Genomic DNA, 19,043 nt, shown 5'->3' with positions numbered 1-19,043 from the left:
AAGTCAGCGCGGAGCCCGTTGCGAGCCCCACGCTGCGGGTCCATCAGGCGAGGGTGATGCCCGAGCCGTTGAGGTGCGCGAGGCTGACGCCCACCAGGGTCACCGAGTCATGGCCGAAGGTCAGCACGGTGTCATTGCCGCTGCTACTGGCGTGGGCCCGATAGTCCTGGTCCGGCAGCACGCCGCTCACCCCCATGAACACCAGCTTGTCGCCACTCTGGTAGCCGAGGATGCGGTCCTGGCCGAAATGACCGGTGAACAGGAAGGTGTTGTTGCCCCCACCCGACTCCATCAGGTCATTGCCGGCGCCACCGACGAAGACATCGTTGCCCTTGCCGCCGATCAAGTGATCGTTGCCGTCCAGGCCGAACAGCCAATCGCCGCCGGCATGGGCCTTGAGCAGGTTGTCGCCGCCGTCCCCCTTCACCGAAGACGCGTACTGGGTCAGTTGGCTGCCCACCTTCAACCCCTGGTCGGTGACCTGGTGGAACACATCATCCTTGAACAGGCCCCAGAGAAACCCCGGCTCCTTGCTCTGAATGGCGCCGATGTCGCGGGTCATGCTGATCCCGCCGCTGGCGTCGCGCACGTACAGGGTCCCGGCGCCGTCGCTGGCGAAGCTGTAGTCCTTCACCGAGTGCTGCAGGTCCAGGGTGTTGCTGCCCTTGCCGCCGAGGATGATGTTGTAGCCGCCGTCATCGCGGAAGGTGTCGTTGCCGTCGCGGCCTTCCAGGTAATCGTTGCCGCCACCGCCCTGGATCAGGTCGTTGCCGTCGCTGCCAATGATGAAGGTGCTGCCCTTGTGGGTATCGGCGTTGCGGTTCAGATCCTGGACCCAGGTGCTACCCCGGGCCGGGTCCGACAGGTTGGCCACGACAATGGTGGAGTCCTTGCTGGTGAAGTCATAGAACTGCGACTGCAGCACCCGGGTCAGGCCATCGCCGTAGCCGGTGGGCAAGTGAGAAATCCAGGTGGGGATGTTGAGGATCGAGAACGGCAGCGCGTTCCACAGGGTCGAGGCGTAATGGTCGTTGAAGTTGACGATGTTGTTGGTGGCCGAGTCCTGCTGGGCGTCGTGCACACCCAGGGACGACAGGTTGAAGTTGTAACCGTCCAGGGCGCGGAACACCGGGTCGTTTTCATAACCGATGTTCAACACCTTGTCGCTGGTGCTCTGGGTCGGCGAGGCATAGGCGATGTAGTTGGCATCCTTGTAGAACCCGGACCAGCGTTCGCTGCTCAGGTCCGCCAGGCTGTTGACCCCCAGCCCGCCCAGGCTGTGGCCACTGACCAGGATGTCCTTGCCCGACAGGCCATTGGCCTGGGCAAAAGCCGCCACATCGGCGAACAGTTTGCCGAAGGCCTCACCGGCGTAGTTCTTCGCATAGTCCTTGGGTCCCAGGGCGGCCAGCAGGTCACTGATGACATCACCGATGGTGTCGCCGATCACCGATTCCCGGGGGCCGCTGGTGCCGCGAAAGGCGATGCCGATGGAACTCAGGTGGCCCTGGGCATCGTACTTGCCGAGGATCTCCACCTGGGCCGTGCCGTAGCCGTCCTTCTCGCCGAAGAAGGTGCCCCGGGCATCCACCTTGCCGCTGTAGCCCAGTTGCTGGGCACTGAGGGTGGACCACCCGGCCTGGTGCAACGCGTCCTTGGCGGCCTGCTCCGAATCCGGGTTCCAGGGAATGCCGGGGATGACGCCCTGGGAATCGCTGCTGCCGATCAGCGCGGTGATCAGGGTCGCCGGCAGGCCAAGGCCGAAGCCGTTGTGCTGGTAACCCACGGCAAAGCCGTTGTCGAGGTTGTGATAGGAATACAGCGTGATCGCCAGCGCATCGGAAAACAGCGCTTTGGAGTCGGCTGCGGTGAAGTTCTTGTAGTCAAACACACCCATGGTATTGCCTCTCTATTGTTGGAATTGTCAGAGAAAGCTCAGGCCCTCGCAGGCCCCGTTTCCGGGCCTGGAGGACCTGTACAACACCTTGCACATCCGTTGCCTGGGTCTTAGAAAGTCCAGTCCAGGGTCAAGCCGACCCCATGGTTCCGGTCACGGCTGCCCAGCAACCCGTTGTAATCCAGATTGACCCGGGTCTGTCGGCCCAGGGCAATGCCCGCCCGTGCACCGACGACCGCCGCATCGCGGTCCAGTGACAGGCTCTGCACCTTGTAGCTTTGTCCACCGTCGGCAAACGCCAGATGCTGGTCGGCGCCGGTGGCGCTCAGATTGTGCTGCCAGCCGAGGGTAGCGGACAGTTCCACAGTCTGCCCGGAAGACAACTGCAACTGCTTGCCGGCGCGCATGCCCAAGGTCGAGAGCCAGGCCTCGCGATTGTCGCTATCGCCCTTGAGTGCCGTGGCGCCGCCGTGTTCCTTGAAACGCTCGTTGTCCACATGCACATAGGCCAGGCTGGCAAAGGGTTCCAGGGCCATGGGCTGCAGATCCAGGTGCCACGCCGCTTCGCCGAACAGCTGCAGGCTGCGGGCATCACGCTTGCTCTTCTGGCGATCGGCAACCTCGTCATATTGCAGCTCGCGCCGAGTGGCGATGCGGTGCCAGCTGTAGGAACCGCCCAGGCTCAGGCGCAGTTGTGCAAGCTCGCGTCCGGCGTAGGCACCCAGGTGGTAGCTGTCGATGCTGGCCGAAGAATGCCGGCCATCGCCCATGCTCAGCGAGCTGTCGCTGTAGCCGGTGAACACGCCCAGGCGGGTGCTCGGGTCCACTTGCCCGTCGACACCGGCCAGCAGGCCGCCGATGGAGCTGGTATAGCCGGCTCGATCCTGGCCGCCGTCGGCCTTGCCCCAGGCGCCCAGGGTCTTGAGCCACAGCCCCTGCTCGCCGCCCTCGACGGTAGGCACCGCGTCCCCGCCCTGCTGGCGTAGCCGCTCACCCATCGCGTCACGCAGGTAGCGGTTGTCATTGAGCAACTGGCTGCCAACGGCCGGATGAATTTCCCCGGACAGTTGCTCGAAGGCCTGTTGTGCACTGGCCGCGCTGGCGGCCAGCAACAGGCTTTCATACACCGGGTTGCCCGCCCCCAGTTGCTCGGCAGCATCGGCCACCGAACGCTGGTTGGGGCTCAGGCCGATGCTGCTGAACGAGGTGGCATTGCGCGCCACCGCCAGCTGTACACCGCCGGCGCTGTAATTGAGGTTGCCCCCCAGAAACAGCGAGTTGGACAGCACCGGGCCGAAGCTGCCCTGTACGCCATTGGCGGCCTGCAGGATGTCCAGCTGCCGCCCCACCAGGCTCGGGACCCGTTGCGCATTGAGGGACAACCCCGGGTTTTCCAGCTCCAGAGCCAGGCTGGCCCCGCCGAGGGTGGCCTGGCCGTCGCTGACAATCCGGTCGCTGCCGCTGGGGGACACCTCCACCGCGTAGGTCGAACCCGGGAGGAAGTTCACATCGGAGCTGACATGCAAGGTGCCGATGGAGTTGCCCGGGGCCACAATCGCGCCCGCGTTGGCGGTCAGTGCGCCCACGCGGCCCGTGCCGCCGAGGATGCCACCAGCGTTCACCGTCACCGCCGACAGCAGCGAGCCGTTGACCGCCAGCCGCCCCTGATTGACCAGGGTCGGCCCGGCGTAGGTATTGGCGCCGCTGAGCACCAGGGTGCCGACGCCCTGCTTGGTCAGGCCGCCGTGGCCACTGATGTCGTTGCTCCAGATATCCAGTACGCAGCTGATGTCATTGCAGCGCCGCTGGGTCGGCTTGCCGGCATCCAGCAGCGCGCCATAGCCCGGCAGGTCAGCGACGAACTGGGTCGAACCGTAGCCGCCCTGGATACGGAACTCCTCAGGGATATCCGCTTCGGTCACCAGCATGCCGGGCCCGCGAATCCCCTTGCCCAGATCGATCATCCCCCAGCCGTACAAGGCATCGATGCCCGGGGCACCCAGATCGGTGGCCGTGGTGCGCAGGACGCTGGCCACCTGCGCCGCGCTCATGTAGGGGAAACGCTCCATCAGCACCGCCGCGGCGCCAGCCGCATGGGGCGCAGCCATGGACGTGCCGTTCTTGTTGGCGTAGCCCAGGGTCATGTTCTCCAGGCTGGTGCCGCCGATCACCGAGCTGTAGATCCGGGTGCCGGGGGCCGATACGCAGAAGCTCGCGGTGTAGCCGCAGCGGGAAGAAAAGGTACTGATGACATAGGGATCGGCGCTGCCGGTATCGGGGTTCTGCTGCAACGCCGCCACGGTCAGCCAGTTGGGGGCAATCTGCGGAACGAAGTAGGCCAGCCCGGCGATAGCGTCGGGGTTGTTCAGGTTGTAATCGTTGCCGGCGGCGAAAATCGTCAGCACCCCACTGCGGGCTGCGGCGATCGCCCCGTCGTAGGCGCCGCCCGGCAAGCTGCCCAGCAACGGCTGGATCTGCGTGAACTGCGCCCGGGCATCGTCCAGGGTGAAGTGCGGGAACGCCGGATCGCGCCCGCCCTGGCTGAAGCGATCGGTAATGCCGATGCCCCAGCTGTTGTTGATGATCCGCGCGCCACTGGCCACCAGGCCGTCCCAGCCGGCCTTGTACACCGCACCATCGTTACCGAGGATGATGCCGTCCTCCGGGCCGGGATCGCCGTTGTCGGCGCTGATGATCTGGGCGTCGAAGGCCACCCCGTGCATCGCCCCGCCGTCGCGGTTGCCGGCGGCGATCCCGCCGACATGGGTGCCGTGGGACCCCAGCTTGCCGTCCGAGCCCACCGACGGGCGACCGTCATAGACGAAGGCATCGCCGGCCTGCACCGGAATATAGGGATCGGTGTACTGGCGAGTGCCGCTGGTGACCAGGGTCAGCACCTTGCCCGGGCTGGCGAACTCCGGATGCTGGGCATACACCGGCTGGTCGAAGATCCCCAGCTTGACGCCCTTGCCGCTGTAACCGGCGGCATAGGCACTGTCGGCATGAATCGCCCCCAGGCCCCAATCGGCCTTGAACTCGGTGCTGCGCCAGCTGCCGGCGTCGCCCCGGCGGCCGTTCTCCACATAGGGCGCCGCCTGGACCGTGCCCAGCAGCGCCACCCAACCCAACAGTGCCGGAGCCAGGGTCAACCATCCCCGTTCCTGCCCCAGCACAGCGCCATCCTTGCGTTTGACTTGCTTCACTACGACCTTCCTTAGTTGTGTTGCGAAATGGCCCTGGCAGGCTCCCTGCCCGCCGCTCGAATGACGTCGTGGAAACGCCATTGCAGATTGACTCCGACACCCTTGTGTCGCTCACCAACACCCCAGGCGCGCCAAGGCAGCAGCACAGACGCACGGGGCTTGGCAGCACCTGCTGGGCTTGCTGGTTGTTCAGATAAGGGAAAGGTGCCATGGCTAGCGCCAGAGCGCCGATGGCATGGGGGCGGGAACGCCCCACTGGCCGGTGTGCCGAACGGCGTTGGGCGGCCGTCAACGGCAGGCCTGCGGCAAACGCCAGGCACAGGGTGCCCGCCAGCCTGTTGAACTGATGACATCTGACATCCATGTTGATGACTTCTCGTTTTTTGTTGTTGTTCGATCGTCCATCCAGGACGGATCAGGATGTTGCCGGCGACTTCAGGGGAGCCACCCCGACTCTCTCTGGGTTCAAGGTCCGCAAAGCCCGGGGGAGCGAATCCTGCGCTCCCCCGGCCGAGGCTGAATCAGGCGAACACGATGCCTGAACCGTTGAGCCCCTCCATACCGATGCCCACCAGGGTCACCGAGTAGTCGCCCACCTTGAGCAAGGTGTCGTTGCCGCTCTGGGACAGGTGCTGGCTGTAGTCGTAATGGGCATCGATGCCGGGCACGCCCATGAACACCAGCTTGTCGCTGCTCTGGTAGCCGTGGATCAGGTCGAGGCCGAAGTTGCCGCTGAACAGGAACGTGTTGCTGCCACCTCCGCTGGAGTACATGACGTCGTTGCCGGCACCGCCGACAAAGGTCACGTTGGCCTTATCGCTGCTCAGCAGGTCGTCGCCGCCATGGCCGAACAGCCAGTCGCCATTGACACTGGCCACCAGCGCATTGCCATAGGCATCGCCATTGAGGGAGTGGTTGTAGGCGGTCCACTGGTTGCCGTTCTGCAAGCCGTCGGCGGTCACGCTGTAGCTGACGTCCTTGCCGAGCAGTTGCCACCAGCTCCCGGCCTCGTGACTGACCAGGGCGCCGATATCCCGGGTCATGCTGATGCCGCCGTAGGCATCGCGGACGTACAAAGTGCCGTCGCCGTCATTGGCAATGGAGAAGTTCTTCAGCGGCTGCTGCAGCTGCAAAACGTTATGACCCGAACCGCCATGGATGATGTTGTAGCCGCCGTCGTCGCGGAAACGGTCATCACCGGCCCCGCCATCGAGGTAATCGTTGCCCTTGCCGCCGTGCAGCAGGTCGTTGCTCTGGGTGCCGATGATGAAGGTGCTGCCGCTGTGCTGGTCGGCGTAGAGATTCAGGTCCTTGACCCAGACCTGGTCGCGCTTGTCCTCGGACAGGTTGGAAACCACCACCGTCGAATCGCGACTGGTCAGGTCATAGAAGTCCGAATTGATCACGCGGTTGAGCCCCGCGGCGTAGTCGACCGCGCTATGGGCCGACCAGGACCAGGGGTTGAGGATGCTCTGGGGCACCAGCTTGCCGGACAACGACGAATAGTGATCGGTAAAGCTGACGATATTGTTGGTGGCCGACTCCTGTGGCTTGTCATGGGTGCCCAGGGACGATGCGTTGAAGTGGGTGCCATCCAGGGCACGGAACACCGGGTCGTTTTCATAACCGATGTTCAGCACCTTGTCGCTGGCGCTCTGGGTCGGCGAGGCGAAGGCCAGGTAGTGGGCGTCCCGGTAGAAGCCGCCCCAGTGCTCCGTGCTCAGGGTCGCCAGGCTGTTGACGGCCAACCCGCCCAGGCTGTGCCCGGTGACCAGCACATCGCTGCCGCTCAGGCCCTGGGCCGCGGCGAAGGCGGCGACCTTGCCCAGCAGGTTGTCGAAGGCCAGGCGGCTGTAGTTGTCGGCAAAGCCGGAGACAAAGGCCGCCTGCAGGTCGTTGAGGCCGTCCTTGAGGCTGTCGGTGCCGCGAAAGCTGATGCCGATGGACAGCAACTGCCCGGCGCCGTCGTACTTGCCGAGGATCTCGACCTGGGCGTCGCTGACCGAAGACTGCTCGCCGGAAATGGTGCCCTGGGCGCTGATGTGGCCCTGATAGCCCAACTGCGAGGCGCTGATGGGTCGCCAGGACGTGCCCGGCAAGGCCTCGCCGGTGGGATTGCCTGCATACAAGGCCAGGGTGATGGCCTCGCTGTACTGGGCCTTGCCGGCACCGCCCACGGCGTTTTTGTAGTCGAAGATGCTCATGTGCGTTTCTCCTTTTTATCCTGCGGCCCGTCAGGGACCGGTGCGCTGACCAAAGGCCTCATCGACCCGGGCCAGATCTTCTTCACGCAAGGTTCCGGCGTAGTAATGCAACTTGGTCCAGGCCATCAGGTAGTCATACCGGGCCTGGGCCAGATCACGCCGGGTGGTGTAGAGCTGCTGCTCGGCATTGAGCGCATCCAGGTTGACCCGCTCACCGCCAAGAATGCTCTGCCTGGTGGACACCACCAGGGCCTCGGCCGAGGTCAGGGCCTTCTGGTAGGCGCGCAACTTGCTCACCCCAGATAGACAGGCACTGAATTGCCGGCGCAGTTCAATCAGGGTTTCCCGAGTCTTGCCGTCCAGTTCGTATTCGGCCTGCTCCATGGCGCGGCTGGCCTGGCGAGTGGAGGCCGACACCCCGCCACCGGCGTACAGCGGCAGGCTGACTTCGATGCCGATGGTGTTGGTGTCGTAGCGCTGGTTGTAGGTGTTGCCGCTTTCCGATTCGTTCTGCCGCACGCTGGCGTAGGCGCTGAGCTTGGGCAGGTGCCCGGCGCGGTTGCGCTCCACTTCATAACGCGCCACCTCGACCCGTTGCCGCTGGGAGGCCAGCACCGGGTTGTTGCTCAGGGCCATCTCATGCCAGGTGTCGTAATTGGCCGGGCTCAGGGCAAAGGACTGGAAGTTTTCCTGCAAGGGGTCGAGGTCGCGCACGTCGAGGTCGGGCACGCCAATCAGCGCCCCCAGTTCACGCAAGGCCGCGTCCTGTTCGTCCCGGGCCTCGATCTCCTCGGCGGTGGCCAGCTCGTAGCGCGACTCGGCCTCGAGGATGTCGGTACGGGTGCCCTCGCCCTGCTCGAACATGTGCCGGTTCTGCTGGAACTGCTGCTCGAAGGCCTTCTTCTTGGCCAGGGCGATCTCGATCTGATCCTGGGCGAACAGGGCCTTGGTGTAGTAACTGAGCACCCGCACCAGCAACTCCTGGCTCTTGCCGCGAAAGTTCTCATCGGCAAACAGGGCCTGGGCCACGCCCTTGCGGTAGTTGGCGTAGGCCTCGTAGTCGATCAGCGGCTGCTGCAAGGTCAGGGACGAGCCGTAGCTGTCGTAGTTGCGTTTTTCGCTGACGCTGCCGCGCACCGTGTCCAGGTAGGTGACCTTGGAGTTGTTATGGCCCTTGTTGTAGCTGTAGCCCACCTTGGGCAGCAGACCGGCGCGGCCGATGGCGCGGTTTTCCAGGCCGGCATCGCGCTCCTTGATGGCGCCGAGAAACACTGGATCGTTGCGCAGGGCCTGCTCGTAGATCTGGAACGGACCCATGGCCTGGGTCCCCTGGCACACCAGCAAGGACAAGGCCGCGGCGAGAATGGAAAGCTTACTCATACGACGCGACATCCTTATTCTTCGGTCAATGCAGAGCTGGCCCGGTCGAGCAGAGGCTTGAACAGGTAGTTGAGCAGTGAACGCTCGCCTGTGCGCACGAACATCTCCGCCGGCATCCCGGGCTTGATCACCAGGCCGTTGAGCTTCTCCATGGCCTGGTCGCTGACGCTACTGCGCAGCACGTAGTACGGCATGCCGGTCTTCTCGTCGACCATCTGGTCGGCGGATATCAGGCTGACTTCCCCCGGCACCCGTGGCGTGCGGCTCTGGTTGAAGGCGGTGAACAGGATGTCCACCGGCAGATGGGGGCCGACCTTGTCCACCAGGTTGACCGGCAACCGCCCTTCCACTTCCAGGTGCGTGCCCTGGGGCACGATTTCCAGCAGGGTTTCCCCCTGGCGCACCACGGCGCCTTCGGTGTGTACCCCAAGGTTGACCGCGATGCCGTCGGCAGTGGCAATGATTTCGCTGTGCTGCAAGTCGAAGCCGGCGGAGGTCAGTTGCTGCTCCAGGGTCTGGGTCTTGAGCTGGGCTTCGGCCAATTGGCTGCGGACCTCTTTCTGGTACTCCTCGCTGTGCTGTTGCAGCTTGAGCCGGGACTCGAGAATGCCCTGCTCGATGCGCCCGCTTTCACCGGTGTTCTGCGCCAGCTCCTGTTGCACCTGGGACAACTGGCGCTGGTATTCCAACAAGCGGTTGCGCGGGATGTAGCCGTTGTCGGCCAAAGGTTGCAGGTTGCTCAGTTGCTGGCGCAGGGACTCGGCCTGGTTGCCCAGGTCGGTGCGCGCCCGGCGCATGCCCGCCAGTTGCGCGGTGGCGCCTTCGATATTGGCGCGGATGCCCGCCTGCTCGCGGGAGAACGCCTCACGGCGGCTGCTGAACAGTTGGCGCTGGCCTTCCAGCACCAGGGCCAGGCGTGGGTCGTCGCTGTTGCTCAGTTGCGGCGGGAAGTCCACCTGCTTGAGGTTGTCGCGCTCGCTGCGCCAGCGCGCCAGGCTGGCCATGGCCATGCGGTACTGGGCCTGCAGCGACTGCACGTCCGCCGCCACCTGGGTCTGATCCAGGCGGAACAACGGCTGGCCCTGCTTCACGCTTTGGCCTTCACGCACCAGAATCCGGCTGACCACCCCGCTGCTCATGGACTGCACCGCTTTGCGCTTGCCGGACACCACCACCGTGCCTTGCACGGGAATCCCCTGATCCAGTGGAGCCAGCGCGGCCCAGATGAAAAAACTGCCGGCCCCCACCAGGGCCAGTATCCAGCCCATGCGCGCGAAAAAGCCCGCATCACGCTCAACCCGTTCCGGCGCATAACCCTCTTCGATCATCATGTTGCTGTCCTTGCTCATGCGCCTTTGTTCCGTGTCGGGGCCTGATACTGGCGGCTCATGCTCAAGCCACCGGGTGCGGCTGCAGCGGCGGGTCTGGCCGGTTCCTGGGGTTGGAGTGACTGGGGCTGCTGGGCACCGGCCAACGCCTTGAGTACTTCCTGGCTGGGGCCAAAGGCCTGCAGGCGGCCTTCATTGAGTACCAGCAGCTTGTCGGCCAGGGCCAGCACCGACGAGCGATGGGTCACCAGAACCACGCTGGTCCCCCGGGCCTTGAGCTGGGCAATCGCCGCCGCCAGGGCGCTCTCGCCCACGGTGTCGAGGTTGGAGTTGGGTTCGTCGAGCACCACCAGGCTGGGATTGCCATACAAGGCCCGAGCCAGGGCCACCCGTTGCTTCTGGCCCCCGGACAGGCCGCTGCCGTCATCGCCAAGCACGGTGTCGTAGCCTTGAGGCAGGCGCAGGATCAACTCGTGCACTCCGGCCAGCTGCGCGGCCTGGACCACCTGCTCCGGGTCGGCCTGGCGAAAGCGTGCGATGTTCTCGGCGATGCTGCCGGTGAAGAGTTCGATGTCCTGGGGCAAATAGCCGATGTAGGGACCCAACTCATCGCGATTCCAGCGATGAATGTCGGCGCCGTCCAGGCGCACCGTGCCGGCCAGGGTCGGCCAGACGCCCACCAGTACCCGAGCCAGGGTCGACTTGCCGGAACCGGAGGCCCCCAGCACCCCGAGCACTTCACCGGCATTGATACTGAAGCTCACCTGCTGCAGGGTCGCCGCCCGACGTCCGGGAGGCCCGGCGCTGACCTGCTCGAAACTCACCTGGCCCTTGGGCGCCGGCAACGACATGGCGCTGTCACTGGGTGGGAACTCGCGCAGCAGCGCGTCCAGTCGACCATAGGCCAGCTTGGCCGAACTCCATTGCTTCCACACCGCGATCAACTGGTCGATGGGACTCAGGACCCGACCCATGAGGATCGACCCGGCGATCATCATCCCCGCGGTCATGTCGCCCTTGATCACCAGCAAGGCGCCCAGGCCCAGCACCAGGGATTGCAGGCACAGACGCAGGGTCTTGCTCAGGGAACTGATCACCGAACCTGTGTCGCTGGCCTCGTTCTGCAAGCCGAGAAAGCGCGAGTGCACGGCAAACCAGCGCTTGCGCAAGGCACCGAGCATGCCCATCGCCTGAATGGTCTCGGCATTGTGCAAATGGCTAGTGGCCAATTGGGTGGAGCGTTGCGAAAAACCGCTGGCCTCGGCCAGGGGTTTCTTGGTCATGGCTTCATTCAGGCACGCCAGGGCGATCAGCAACACCGCGCCCACCGTGGCGAACACCCCGAGCCAGACGTTGAAGGCATAGATCACCAGCAGGTAGATGGGAAACCAGGGGGCATCGAAGAAGGCGAACAACGCCGGCCCGGTGAGGAACTGGCGGATATGGGTCAAATCGCCCAGTGACTGGCCGGCATGGCCTTCGCCACGGGCCAGGTTGCGTTCGAATGCCGCCTGATACACCCGCAGGTTGAAGCGGCGCTCCAACTGGCTGCCGATGCGGATGACGATAAAGCTGCGCACCACTTCCAGCAGCCCGATAAACAGGAAAAAGCCCACCACCATCAGCGACAGCATCACCAGGGTGGTCTCATTCTGCGAAGACAGCACCCGGTCGTAGACTTGCAACATATAGATGGAGGGCACCAGCATCAGCACATTAATCAACGCGGTGAAACAGCCGACACTGATCAGGATGCCCTTGTATTCGCCCAATGCCTTGAACAGTGGTGCAGGATGACTATTATTCAGCATCTTCAACATTTCCCTGAGCCGACCCTGCGCGCCGAACGCGAGCACCTCATATACGGCGCAACTAAAGATGTGTGCCCCTTAGTCTCAAAGTCTGCAGACACACCCAAACCAGACAACTGTAGTTAACAGTCATCCGGTTAAAAACCTGTCGATTAAAAGAGTGGTAAAACTAAAACCACAACCACCCAAGATTAAACGAACAACCTGCTGCCTTAATTAGCCAGCACGCTGTAACACGATCAAACCGTCGCCTTTGAGGCGCGCTTCGTACAGGCCTTCTCTCTGTCGACTGAAAAAGATAATCCTTGAGCCTTCCCGCCCCGTGATGGCAATACCGTCGGGCTCCGGAAACCAGCCCACCGCCGCCTCACCGATCCACTTCGACAGGCACTCGGCGCCGTCTCCCAGGGCTGCGTTTTGCAGCAGGTCCAGGGCGCAGGCGCCGCCAGGCTCGCTCTGTTGCTGCAACTGCCAGTGTCCAACCAGTTCCGAGGGGTCCGCCAAACGCAGGCTGCTTGCCATGGTGAGTGCTCCATAAAAGATCGTCAGCGTCGCCAGCAGCCAGGTGGCCGCCTTGCAACTCAAGGTGTGTGGGGTCATAGGGTGCTCCGTCCGCCCGGTAGACTCGCTCAGCCCCGGGGCCAATGCAAGAACGGAAGGCAGCGCATCGGCGCCGCCTTCCGCCTACTTCACTCAGGCCACGATGTCACTGACGGCTGCCTGGCCAACGGTGCTGACCAGGAAGTCCGCCACGCCGTGCCCGGAGAAGTCCACGGACAGGGTGCTGATGCCCCCGGAGGTAGTGAGGATGGCGTCACCCACCGCGCCGGTGAAGGCGTTGACGAAATGCAAGCCCGCACCCTTGGTGATACCGGTCAGATCGATCTTGTCCAGGCCGCTGACAAAATCCATGATCTGGTCGGCCGCGCCCGGCTTGGAGTCGGAACTGGCGCCGAACACGAAGGTGTCCGAACCCGAACCGCCCCAGAGCTTATCGGCGCCACCGCCACCGTAGATGATGTCGTTGCCGGCACCTCCCTTGAGCACGTTGGCCGCATTGTTGCCGATCAACAGATCGTTGCCCGAACCGCCGATGGCGTTCTCCACGGTCACGCCCTGAGCAATGGAAACGTTACCCACCATGCCGCCAACGTCGGAGAACGAGGTCTCATTGAGGTTGATCTTCTGGTTTTGAGTGAACCCGGAGAAGTCCAGGGTATCGTTGCCACCACCGTCCCACACCGAGAACACCAGCTTGTCGGCAGACGAACTGGCGCTGTAGAAGTCGCGCCCGGTGTTGGAGTTGAAGCCATAGGTGGTATCGCCGGCACGGGTGCCGTAGTTGGCCCCGTAGAGTTTCTGGATGGCCGCGATATCGTCCATCAGCGGACCGGACGAATAGGCCACGACCCCGCCCTTGCTGAAGTTCTGGCTGGTGTTGCTTTCACTCCAGTAGCTCATGATGCTGTAGCCACGCGTGTCCTGGCCGTAGCTGGCGTCCTTGTAGCTTGGGTTGCCTTCGCCTGCGTTGTAGTCGCCAGGGTGAGCCAGGCCCAGGGTGTGACCGATCTCATGGGTCAGGGTCTGACGGCCATAGTTGTTCAGGTCGGGATTCTTGTTCTGGGTGTAGCTGCTGTTGATCAGGTACCAGGAGGTACCGTCGTAACCGGCACCGGTGCCCGGCAGGTAGGCGAAGGCCGCCGCGCCGTCCTGGCCACCACTGTAGTTGCCGAAGGTCATGCGAGCGTCGCCACCCGAGGCTTTCTCGGTAAACACGACATTGGCCACATCGGCCCAGGATTGCATGGCCAGCACTGCTTGGGCCTTCTGCTGGGCACTGAACTGGCTGAACCCGGAGATACCGTGCTTGTACATGGTGCTCGAGGAGGCCGAGGTCAGGAAGGTATAGGACAGATCGATTTTGCCGTTACCGTTCAGGTCCTTGAACGCAGCGCCGTCACGCAGCAATTGCGTGGCGGCTTGATCGACTGAGAACGAAGGCTTGCCGTTAACCGTGAGATTGCCGCCACGATCGTATTGGTGGCTAAAGCTATTGATCTGGTTATAAGCCGAACTTGCTGCGGCCAATGGCTCGAGTTGCTGTTCGGCAGATGCAATAGCGCTCTTTTTTATTGTCGACATAAACACACTTCCTTGTAATCAATGGAACAGTTTTTGTCAGATAGCGACAATCCCTGGCGAGATCGTCCTATCACTCGCCCTAAGCAGGCGAAAGAAAGCTGACACAATTTGAAATCAGGCGTCCACTACTTTTTTGACGCCAAATTCCACTGTTCCGACAAACTCCCGCAAACAATGACCGTGCACTTAAAAGATTCTTTTCCAGCCGATTAGCGCCAGGCATTGTCCGACAATCTACAATTTAATTATTAAATATCCATGTAGAAAATTATGTCGATTGCGTCGCACTTCTTAGTCGGTTATTTCATGTTCCAACCAGTTAGTTCCAATGCTTGCCTCAATGCTTGCGGGGTCAGCGCCGGTACTTGCACCCCGTCGGCACTGGTCATCGGCTCGGCTGCCAGCATGGCATTGATGATGGCCTCCTCCACCGCCTCGGCCGCTGCGCTGAACAGCGGCGAGATGTGATCGTTGTTGAGCATCGCCAGAGGTGCAGTGAACGCCAGGTCCTTGCGTCCATAATCCGCAGCGGGCAAGTCCCGGTTTCCCGTGGCAAAGGCCAGGAAGATATCGCCACTGGAATCTTCGGTGCCGCCACCGGTTCGGGCAATGCCGATGGAAGCACGCTGGGCCAGCCGCTGGCACTGATGGGGCAGCAGCGGCGCATCAGTGGCCAGGATCACCACGATCGAGCCCATGCCCGGGGTGCCGCGCTCGGCAAAAGGTGAGGCAATCCCTCCCAGATGACGCCCCACCGGGTAACCGTCCACCCGCAACTCTTCACGCTTGCCGTGGTTGGCCTGGACCAGAGCGCCGACGGTGTAGCCGCCCTGCGCTGCCGCCAGCCGCCGGGAGGCGGTACCGATCCCGCCCTTGAACTCATGACAGATCATCCCGGTGCCGCCGCCTACCGCGCCTTCGGCCACCGGCCCGGATTCGGCACTGGCCATGGCCTCGCGCACCTGTTGCGGCCCCACATGCTGACCCCAGATATCGTTCAGCAGGCCGTCGTAGGTTTCCATCACCACCGGCATGCACCAGTACACGGCGGGGTCCGCCAGGGCCTCGCGCTCCAGGGCGATCAGGGTGTCGCGCACCACGCCGACGCTGTGGGTATTGGTAATGGCCAGCGGCGTGGTCAGGGTGCCCGCCTCGCGAATCCACTCCAGCCCCGTGGCATCGCCATTGCCGTTGAGTACATGGCAACCGGCGAAACAGGGCTGTTGCCGCGCATGCCCGGCCCGGGGCTGGACCAGAGTGACCCCGGTGCGCACCTGCTTGCCGCCCACGCTGGCTTTCAGGGTGCTGTGCCCCACCCGTACCCCGGGGACGTCGGTGATCGCATTGAACGGACCTGGTGTCCCCAGACCCAGGCTGATGCCCAATTGACGTGCTCGCATAACCACTCCTTACAATTTCTGAAACGCCGGGCTGTACCGGCCATTGGTGCCATAGAGAATCACCGACAGTGCCAGCAGCCCGATAATCACCATGATGTCCCGCAGGGACGCCTCGAGGAACAGATTGATCAGCAGATACCCCGCGCCCATCACCGCCAGCAGTGCCGGTACCGGCCACAGGGGCATGCGATAGGGATGCTCACGGTCGCGCAGCAGCACCCGGCTCATCAGCGCACTGAGGGCAACGATCAGGTACACCAGCATGATCAGCAACACGCTGAAGGACGTGAGGTCCGCCAGATTCGAGCTGAAACTGAGTACTGCCGAAGGAATCGCCAGGAACAACGTAGCCAGCCATGGCGAGTCCCAGCGTGGATGAATCCGCGTGAACAGGCGGTTGATGGTGGGCGTCCACAGGGCGTCGCGGCCGCTGCTGAACACCACCCGGCCGATCTGGATGACGATCGCGACAATGGCGTTGAACACCGACAGGAAGATCCCGCCACTGACCACCCTGGCGAGGGTTTCATTGCCATGGCTGGTGAGTAGGTAGCCGATGGGATCTGGGCTGGCCAGCATCGCGCTCAAGGACGGCGCGCCGATCAGCAGCGCGGTGAGCGGCACCAGTTCGATGATCACCACCAGCACCAGGGACCAGAGCACCGCCTTGTGCACGCCGCGCCCCTTGCACTTCATGTCTTCGGCCAGCAGCACCGCCGGCCCGTAGCCGTTGTAGGAAAACAGACCGATACCCACCGCACCGATCACCAGGGCCCAGGGCGCCATCTGCAATGCACCGTGATCGACGATCTGCGGTTGCAAAAGAATGCTCACCGGTTGCGTGGCGTTGCCAAAGCCCAGCCAGACAATCACCAGCAACGCCGCCACCTCCAGCAACAGGCAAGTGCCGGTGATCCAGGCATTGAGCTTGATGTTGAGGATGCCCAGCAGATAGCTGCAGACCACTATCACCAGGGCCACGGTCTGGGAGTCGAAGTCGGTACCCAGGGCATTGTTCAAATAGGTGGCGGCTCCAGTGGCTAGCACCGGAGGGATGAACAGCAGCATCACCAGCACCGTGAGGAAGGTGGCATAGCCGGCCATGCCGCCAAACACGCGCTTGGCGTACACGTACTCACCGCCGGCACTGTTATGGGCTCGGCCCAGCTCGGCGTAACAGAAGGCAAACATCAGTGCCAGCAACCCGGCCATGACGAACGCCAGGAACACCCCGCTGCCGGCCTGGTGGATGGCAAAGGGCGCGATCACGAACACGGAACTGGCGGGGGTCACACCGGAAACAGTGATAGCCACCACATCGAACACACTCAAGGTTGGTTTCAGCGCGCCGTCGGGCACGGAGGGAGAGCTCATATCGTTATCCTCGTGTTTATTGTTGGTCTGAGGCAGAAACGAAATCCATCGGGCGGGTGCGCTCTGGGACGCACTGGCTGGGAGCTACTCTAGGCAGTCACATGACGGCGACCAATTCCCCTATTGGAGTACTCCCCTTGACGGCAACAGGCAAATCGACGAAACCCTTCTACGGCACTTTCGACGCATCAATGGAGCAAGGTCTTTGAGTAATCTGTTCAGGGAGGTCGGCATGCACGCCGGCCTGGGTCGCACCCTTACGCTGATCGGCAACCCGCGATTCTGGAAACAGCTGATCCTGCTGTTGCACCAGGCCACGCCGTTCGACAATGCCCTGGCGATCTTCTACCCGGTGGATGGTCCGCCCCGGGCCCTTGAGGAATATGACGCGGAGCCCAGCAGCAAACCGGCGTCGATGCTCACCTACCTCAATGGCCTGTACCTGCTGGACCCGTTCTTCCAGGCCTGTCGCGAGGGCTACCCCAGCGGCCTGTACCGCCTGGAAGAAGTGGCCCCGGACCACTTCCGCCAGAGCGAGTACTTTCTCAGCTACTTCCACGACAACGTCCTGGAAGATGAAGTGCAATTCATCCTGCAACTGCCCGAAGCCGGCACCCTGTCCCTGTCACTGGGCAACCAACGGGTCTTCAATCGCGAGGAAATCGGCCAGCTCACGACCTTTGCGGCCTGGGTGCTGCCACTGATGCAACAGCATTGGCAACACAGCCAGATACGTCCCCAGGCCCCGGTTGCAGAGGAAATGGCCAGCCAGATTCGCGATGCCCTGAGCCATTTCGGCAGCGCGGTGCTGTCGGATCGGGAGCTGGAGATTGCCCGGCTGATCCTCCGGGGTTTTTCTTCCAAAGCCATGGCCGAGCGTTTGAAAATCTCGCCGGACACCATCAAGGTGCACCGCCGCCACCTTTACGCCAAGCTGGACATCTCCAGCCAGCCCGAGTTGTTTTCGTTGTTCATCCAATCCCTGGGGCATGATCTGGAAAACCCCTGACGCCCCTGTTCAGGCTGCTGTTGACGGTCTTTTCGCGGTCTTGCGGTCTTGCCAGCCTACTTGCCTACTTGCCGTAGGAGCTGGCTTGCCAGCGAAGGCGTCCTCAAGGACAACGCAAAACTCAAGGGCCTCTTCGCAGGCAAGCCGGCTCCTACACAGCCAGCGAAGGAGTCCTCAAGAGCAGCGCAAAACCAAAGGGCCTCTTTGCCGGCAAGCCGGCTCCTACGTAGCCAGCGTTGCCGTTTTTGAGGGCGATGCGAAACTCCGGCGCCTACGCGTTCAGGGAGCGGGCGCGGAAGTCACGGGGCGACTGTTCGAAATGCTTCTTGAAGGTCCGGCTGAAATGCGCCGAATCGGTAAACCCCCACTTGAAGGCGATGTCGGTGATGGATTCGTTGCGCAGCTGCGGGTTGCTCAGGTCCGCCGCGCTGCGCTTGAGCCGGGAGCGCTGGATGAAGCGACACACGCTGTCGCCCTGCTCCTCAAACAGTCGGTACAGCTGGCGCACCGAAATATTCAACTGCCCGGCCAGGGATACCGGGGTCAGGCCCGGCTCATTGAGGGATTGATTGATCAGTTGCCGAGCCTGATCACGCAGGCATTGGCCATGCAGGTTCTCGTCAAAGCCATCCAGGGTGCTGGCCGTCTGACGCAGGGTCGGCCCAAGCAAGGCGATCAGGGCCTCTTGCAGGGCCTGGCCCTCCTGCTGCGCCGCACACCCCTGCAGATCGCCGGCGCAGATCTGCTCCACCAGCAAACGCATCAGGCGACCACTGGCGCAGTTTTGCGACAACTTGCCGAACTTGCGCTGCGGGGTCGGCAGATGCCGGTAAACCTCTTCCCGGCTCAGGTGGAACGAGGCGTGCTCGATCAGGCCGTGGGGCACGATTTCACAGGCACCGGCCGAATCCAGCAACGCCATGTCGCCGGGAGCCAGCTCAATGCTCTCGCCATCCTGGCTCAAGCGAGCGTGGCCACTGCGCTGGATGATCAGGAAACAATGGCGATCGTCCTCATGGTCGACCTTGGTGCTCTGACGGGAGATCAGCCCGGCATTGGTGCGGATCTGCGCCACCTCCAGCCCGGCATAATCCTGTAGACCCACTTCACCGATAAACAAGGCGGGATTGCGCGCCGGGCGGGCGTCGAATCGACCGCAGACACCCTGCAGGGCACCTACCCAGGAACTGAAACTATGCGAAGCAAGCACTGTGCACCTCCATAAGCCGGTTCAGACCGCCTTTGTTGTTATGGCGATATCATTAACATGTTATCTATTTGCCAGGCAAGGAGCC

The 19,043-nt window shown here is 62.9% G+C and carries 12 protein-coding genes; 1 reads left to right on the top strand and 11 read right to left on the bottom strand.

Annotation, left to right across the window (positions count from 1 at the left end):
* Nucleotides 1-43: 43 nt before the first annotated feature.
* The 10 genes from LOY69_RS14625 to LOY69_RS14580 all read right to left on the bottom strand — a co-directional run bounded on the left by LOY69_RS14625 (nt 44) and on the right by LOY69_RS14580 (nt 16,739).
* Nucleotides 44-1,897, bottom strand: coding sequence for a polyurethanase (locus LOY69_RS14625; RefSeq protein WP_213666316.1), 1,854 nt, complete (start codon nt 1,895-1,897; stop codon nt 44-46).
* 110 nt (nt 1,898-2,007) lie between these two features.
* The gene (locus tag LOY69_RS14620; protein ID WP_265074823.1) at nt 2,008-5,100 is read right to left on the bottom strand and encodes an autotransporter domain-containing protein; all 3,093 of its coding nucleotides are present in this window, start codon (nt 5,098-5,100) and stop codon (nt 2,008-2,010) included.
* A 521-nt stretch (nt 5,101-5,621) separates the two neighbouring features.
* Entirely contained in the window at nt 5,622-7,304 is a 1,683-nt protein-coding gene (locus LOY69_RS14615; RefSeq protein WP_265074822.1) for a polyurethanase, read from the bottom strand.
* 30 nt (nt 7,305-7,334) lie between these two features.
* On the bottom strand, nt 7,335-8,696 hold the full coding sequence (locus LOY69_RS14610; protein WP_265074821.1) for a TolC family outer membrane protein: 1,362 nt from the start codon (nt 8,694-8,696) through the stop codon (nt 7,335-7,337).
* A 2-nt stretch (nt 8,697-8,698) separates the two neighbouring features.
* The gene (locus LOY69_RS14605; RefSeq protein WP_372342524.1) at nt 8,699-10,015 is read right to left on the bottom strand and encodes an HlyD family type I secretion periplasmic adaptor subunit; all 1,317 of its coding nucleotides are present in this window, start codon (nt 10,013-10,015) and stop codon (nt 8,699-8,701) included.
* Between the two features lie 14 nt (nt 10,016-10,029).
* Complete coding sequence (locus LOY69_RS14600; protein ID WP_110651812.1) at nt 10,030-11,823, bottom strand: type I secretion system permease/ATPase; 1,794 nt, start codon at nt 11,821-11,823, stop codon at nt 10,030-10,032.
* Nucleotides 11,824-12,039: 216 nt separating this feature from the next.
* Nucleotides 12,040-12,423 carry an AprI/Inh family metalloprotease inhibitor gene (locus tag LOY69_RS14595; RefSeq protein ID WP_102879447.1) on the bottom strand — a complete coding sequence of 128 codons (384 nt, stop codon included), beginning with the start codon at nt 12,421-12,423 and terminating at the stop codon, nt 12,040-12,042.
* A 93-nt stretch (nt 12,424-12,516) separates the two neighbouring features.
* A complete protein-coding gene (locus LOY69_RS14590; protein WP_265074820.1) occupies nt 12,517-13,965 on the bottom strand; it encodes a serralysin family metalloprotease in 1,449 nt (482 codons plus the stop codon).
* A 299-nt stretch (nt 13,966-14,264) separates the two neighbouring features.
* Nucleotides 14,265-15,365: a P1 family peptidase gene (locus LOY69_RS14585; RefSeq protein WP_102879449.1), complete on the bottom strand. Its 1,101-nt coding sequence runs from the start codon at nt 15,363-15,365 to the stop codon at nt 14,265-14,267.
* 9 nt (nt 15,366-15,374) lie between these two features.
* A complete protein-coding gene (locus LOY69_RS14580; protein WP_102879450.1) occupies nt 15,375-16,739 on the bottom strand; it encodes an APC family permease in 1,365 nt (454 codons plus the stop codon).
* A gap of 205 nt (nt 16,740-16,944) precedes the next feature.
* Here LOY69_RS14580 and LOY69_RS14575 point away from each other — a divergent pair, with 205 nt between their 5' ends.
* Nucleotides 16,945-17,748 (top strand): helix-turn-helix transcriptional regulator, encoded by an 804-nt coding sequence (locus LOY69_RS14575; protein WP_102879451.1) that lies wholly within the window; start codon nt 16,945-16,947, stop codon nt 17,746-17,748.
* Nucleotides 17,749-18,019: 271 nt separating this feature from the next.
* Here LOY69_RS14575 and feaR read toward each other — a convergent pair whose 3' ends face one another.
* On the bottom strand, nt 18,020-18,958 hold the full coding sequence (gene feaR, locus LOY69_RS14570; protein ID WP_102879452.1) for a transcriptional regulator FeaR: 939 nt from the start codon (nt 18,956-18,958) through the stop codon (nt 18,020-18,022).
* Between the last annotated feature and the right edge of the window lie 85 nt (nt 18,959-19,043).

The organism is Pseudomonas sp. B21-059 (assembly GCF_026016285.1).
In the GTDB taxonomy this organism is placed as follows: domain Bacteria; phylum Pseudomonadota; class Gammaproteobacteria; order Pseudomonadales; family Pseudomonadaceae; genus Aquipseudomonas; species Aquipseudomonas danubii.
The sequence above is the reverse complement of the archived record's forward strand: the minus strand, read 5'-3'. Positions and strand labels throughout refer to the sequence as shown.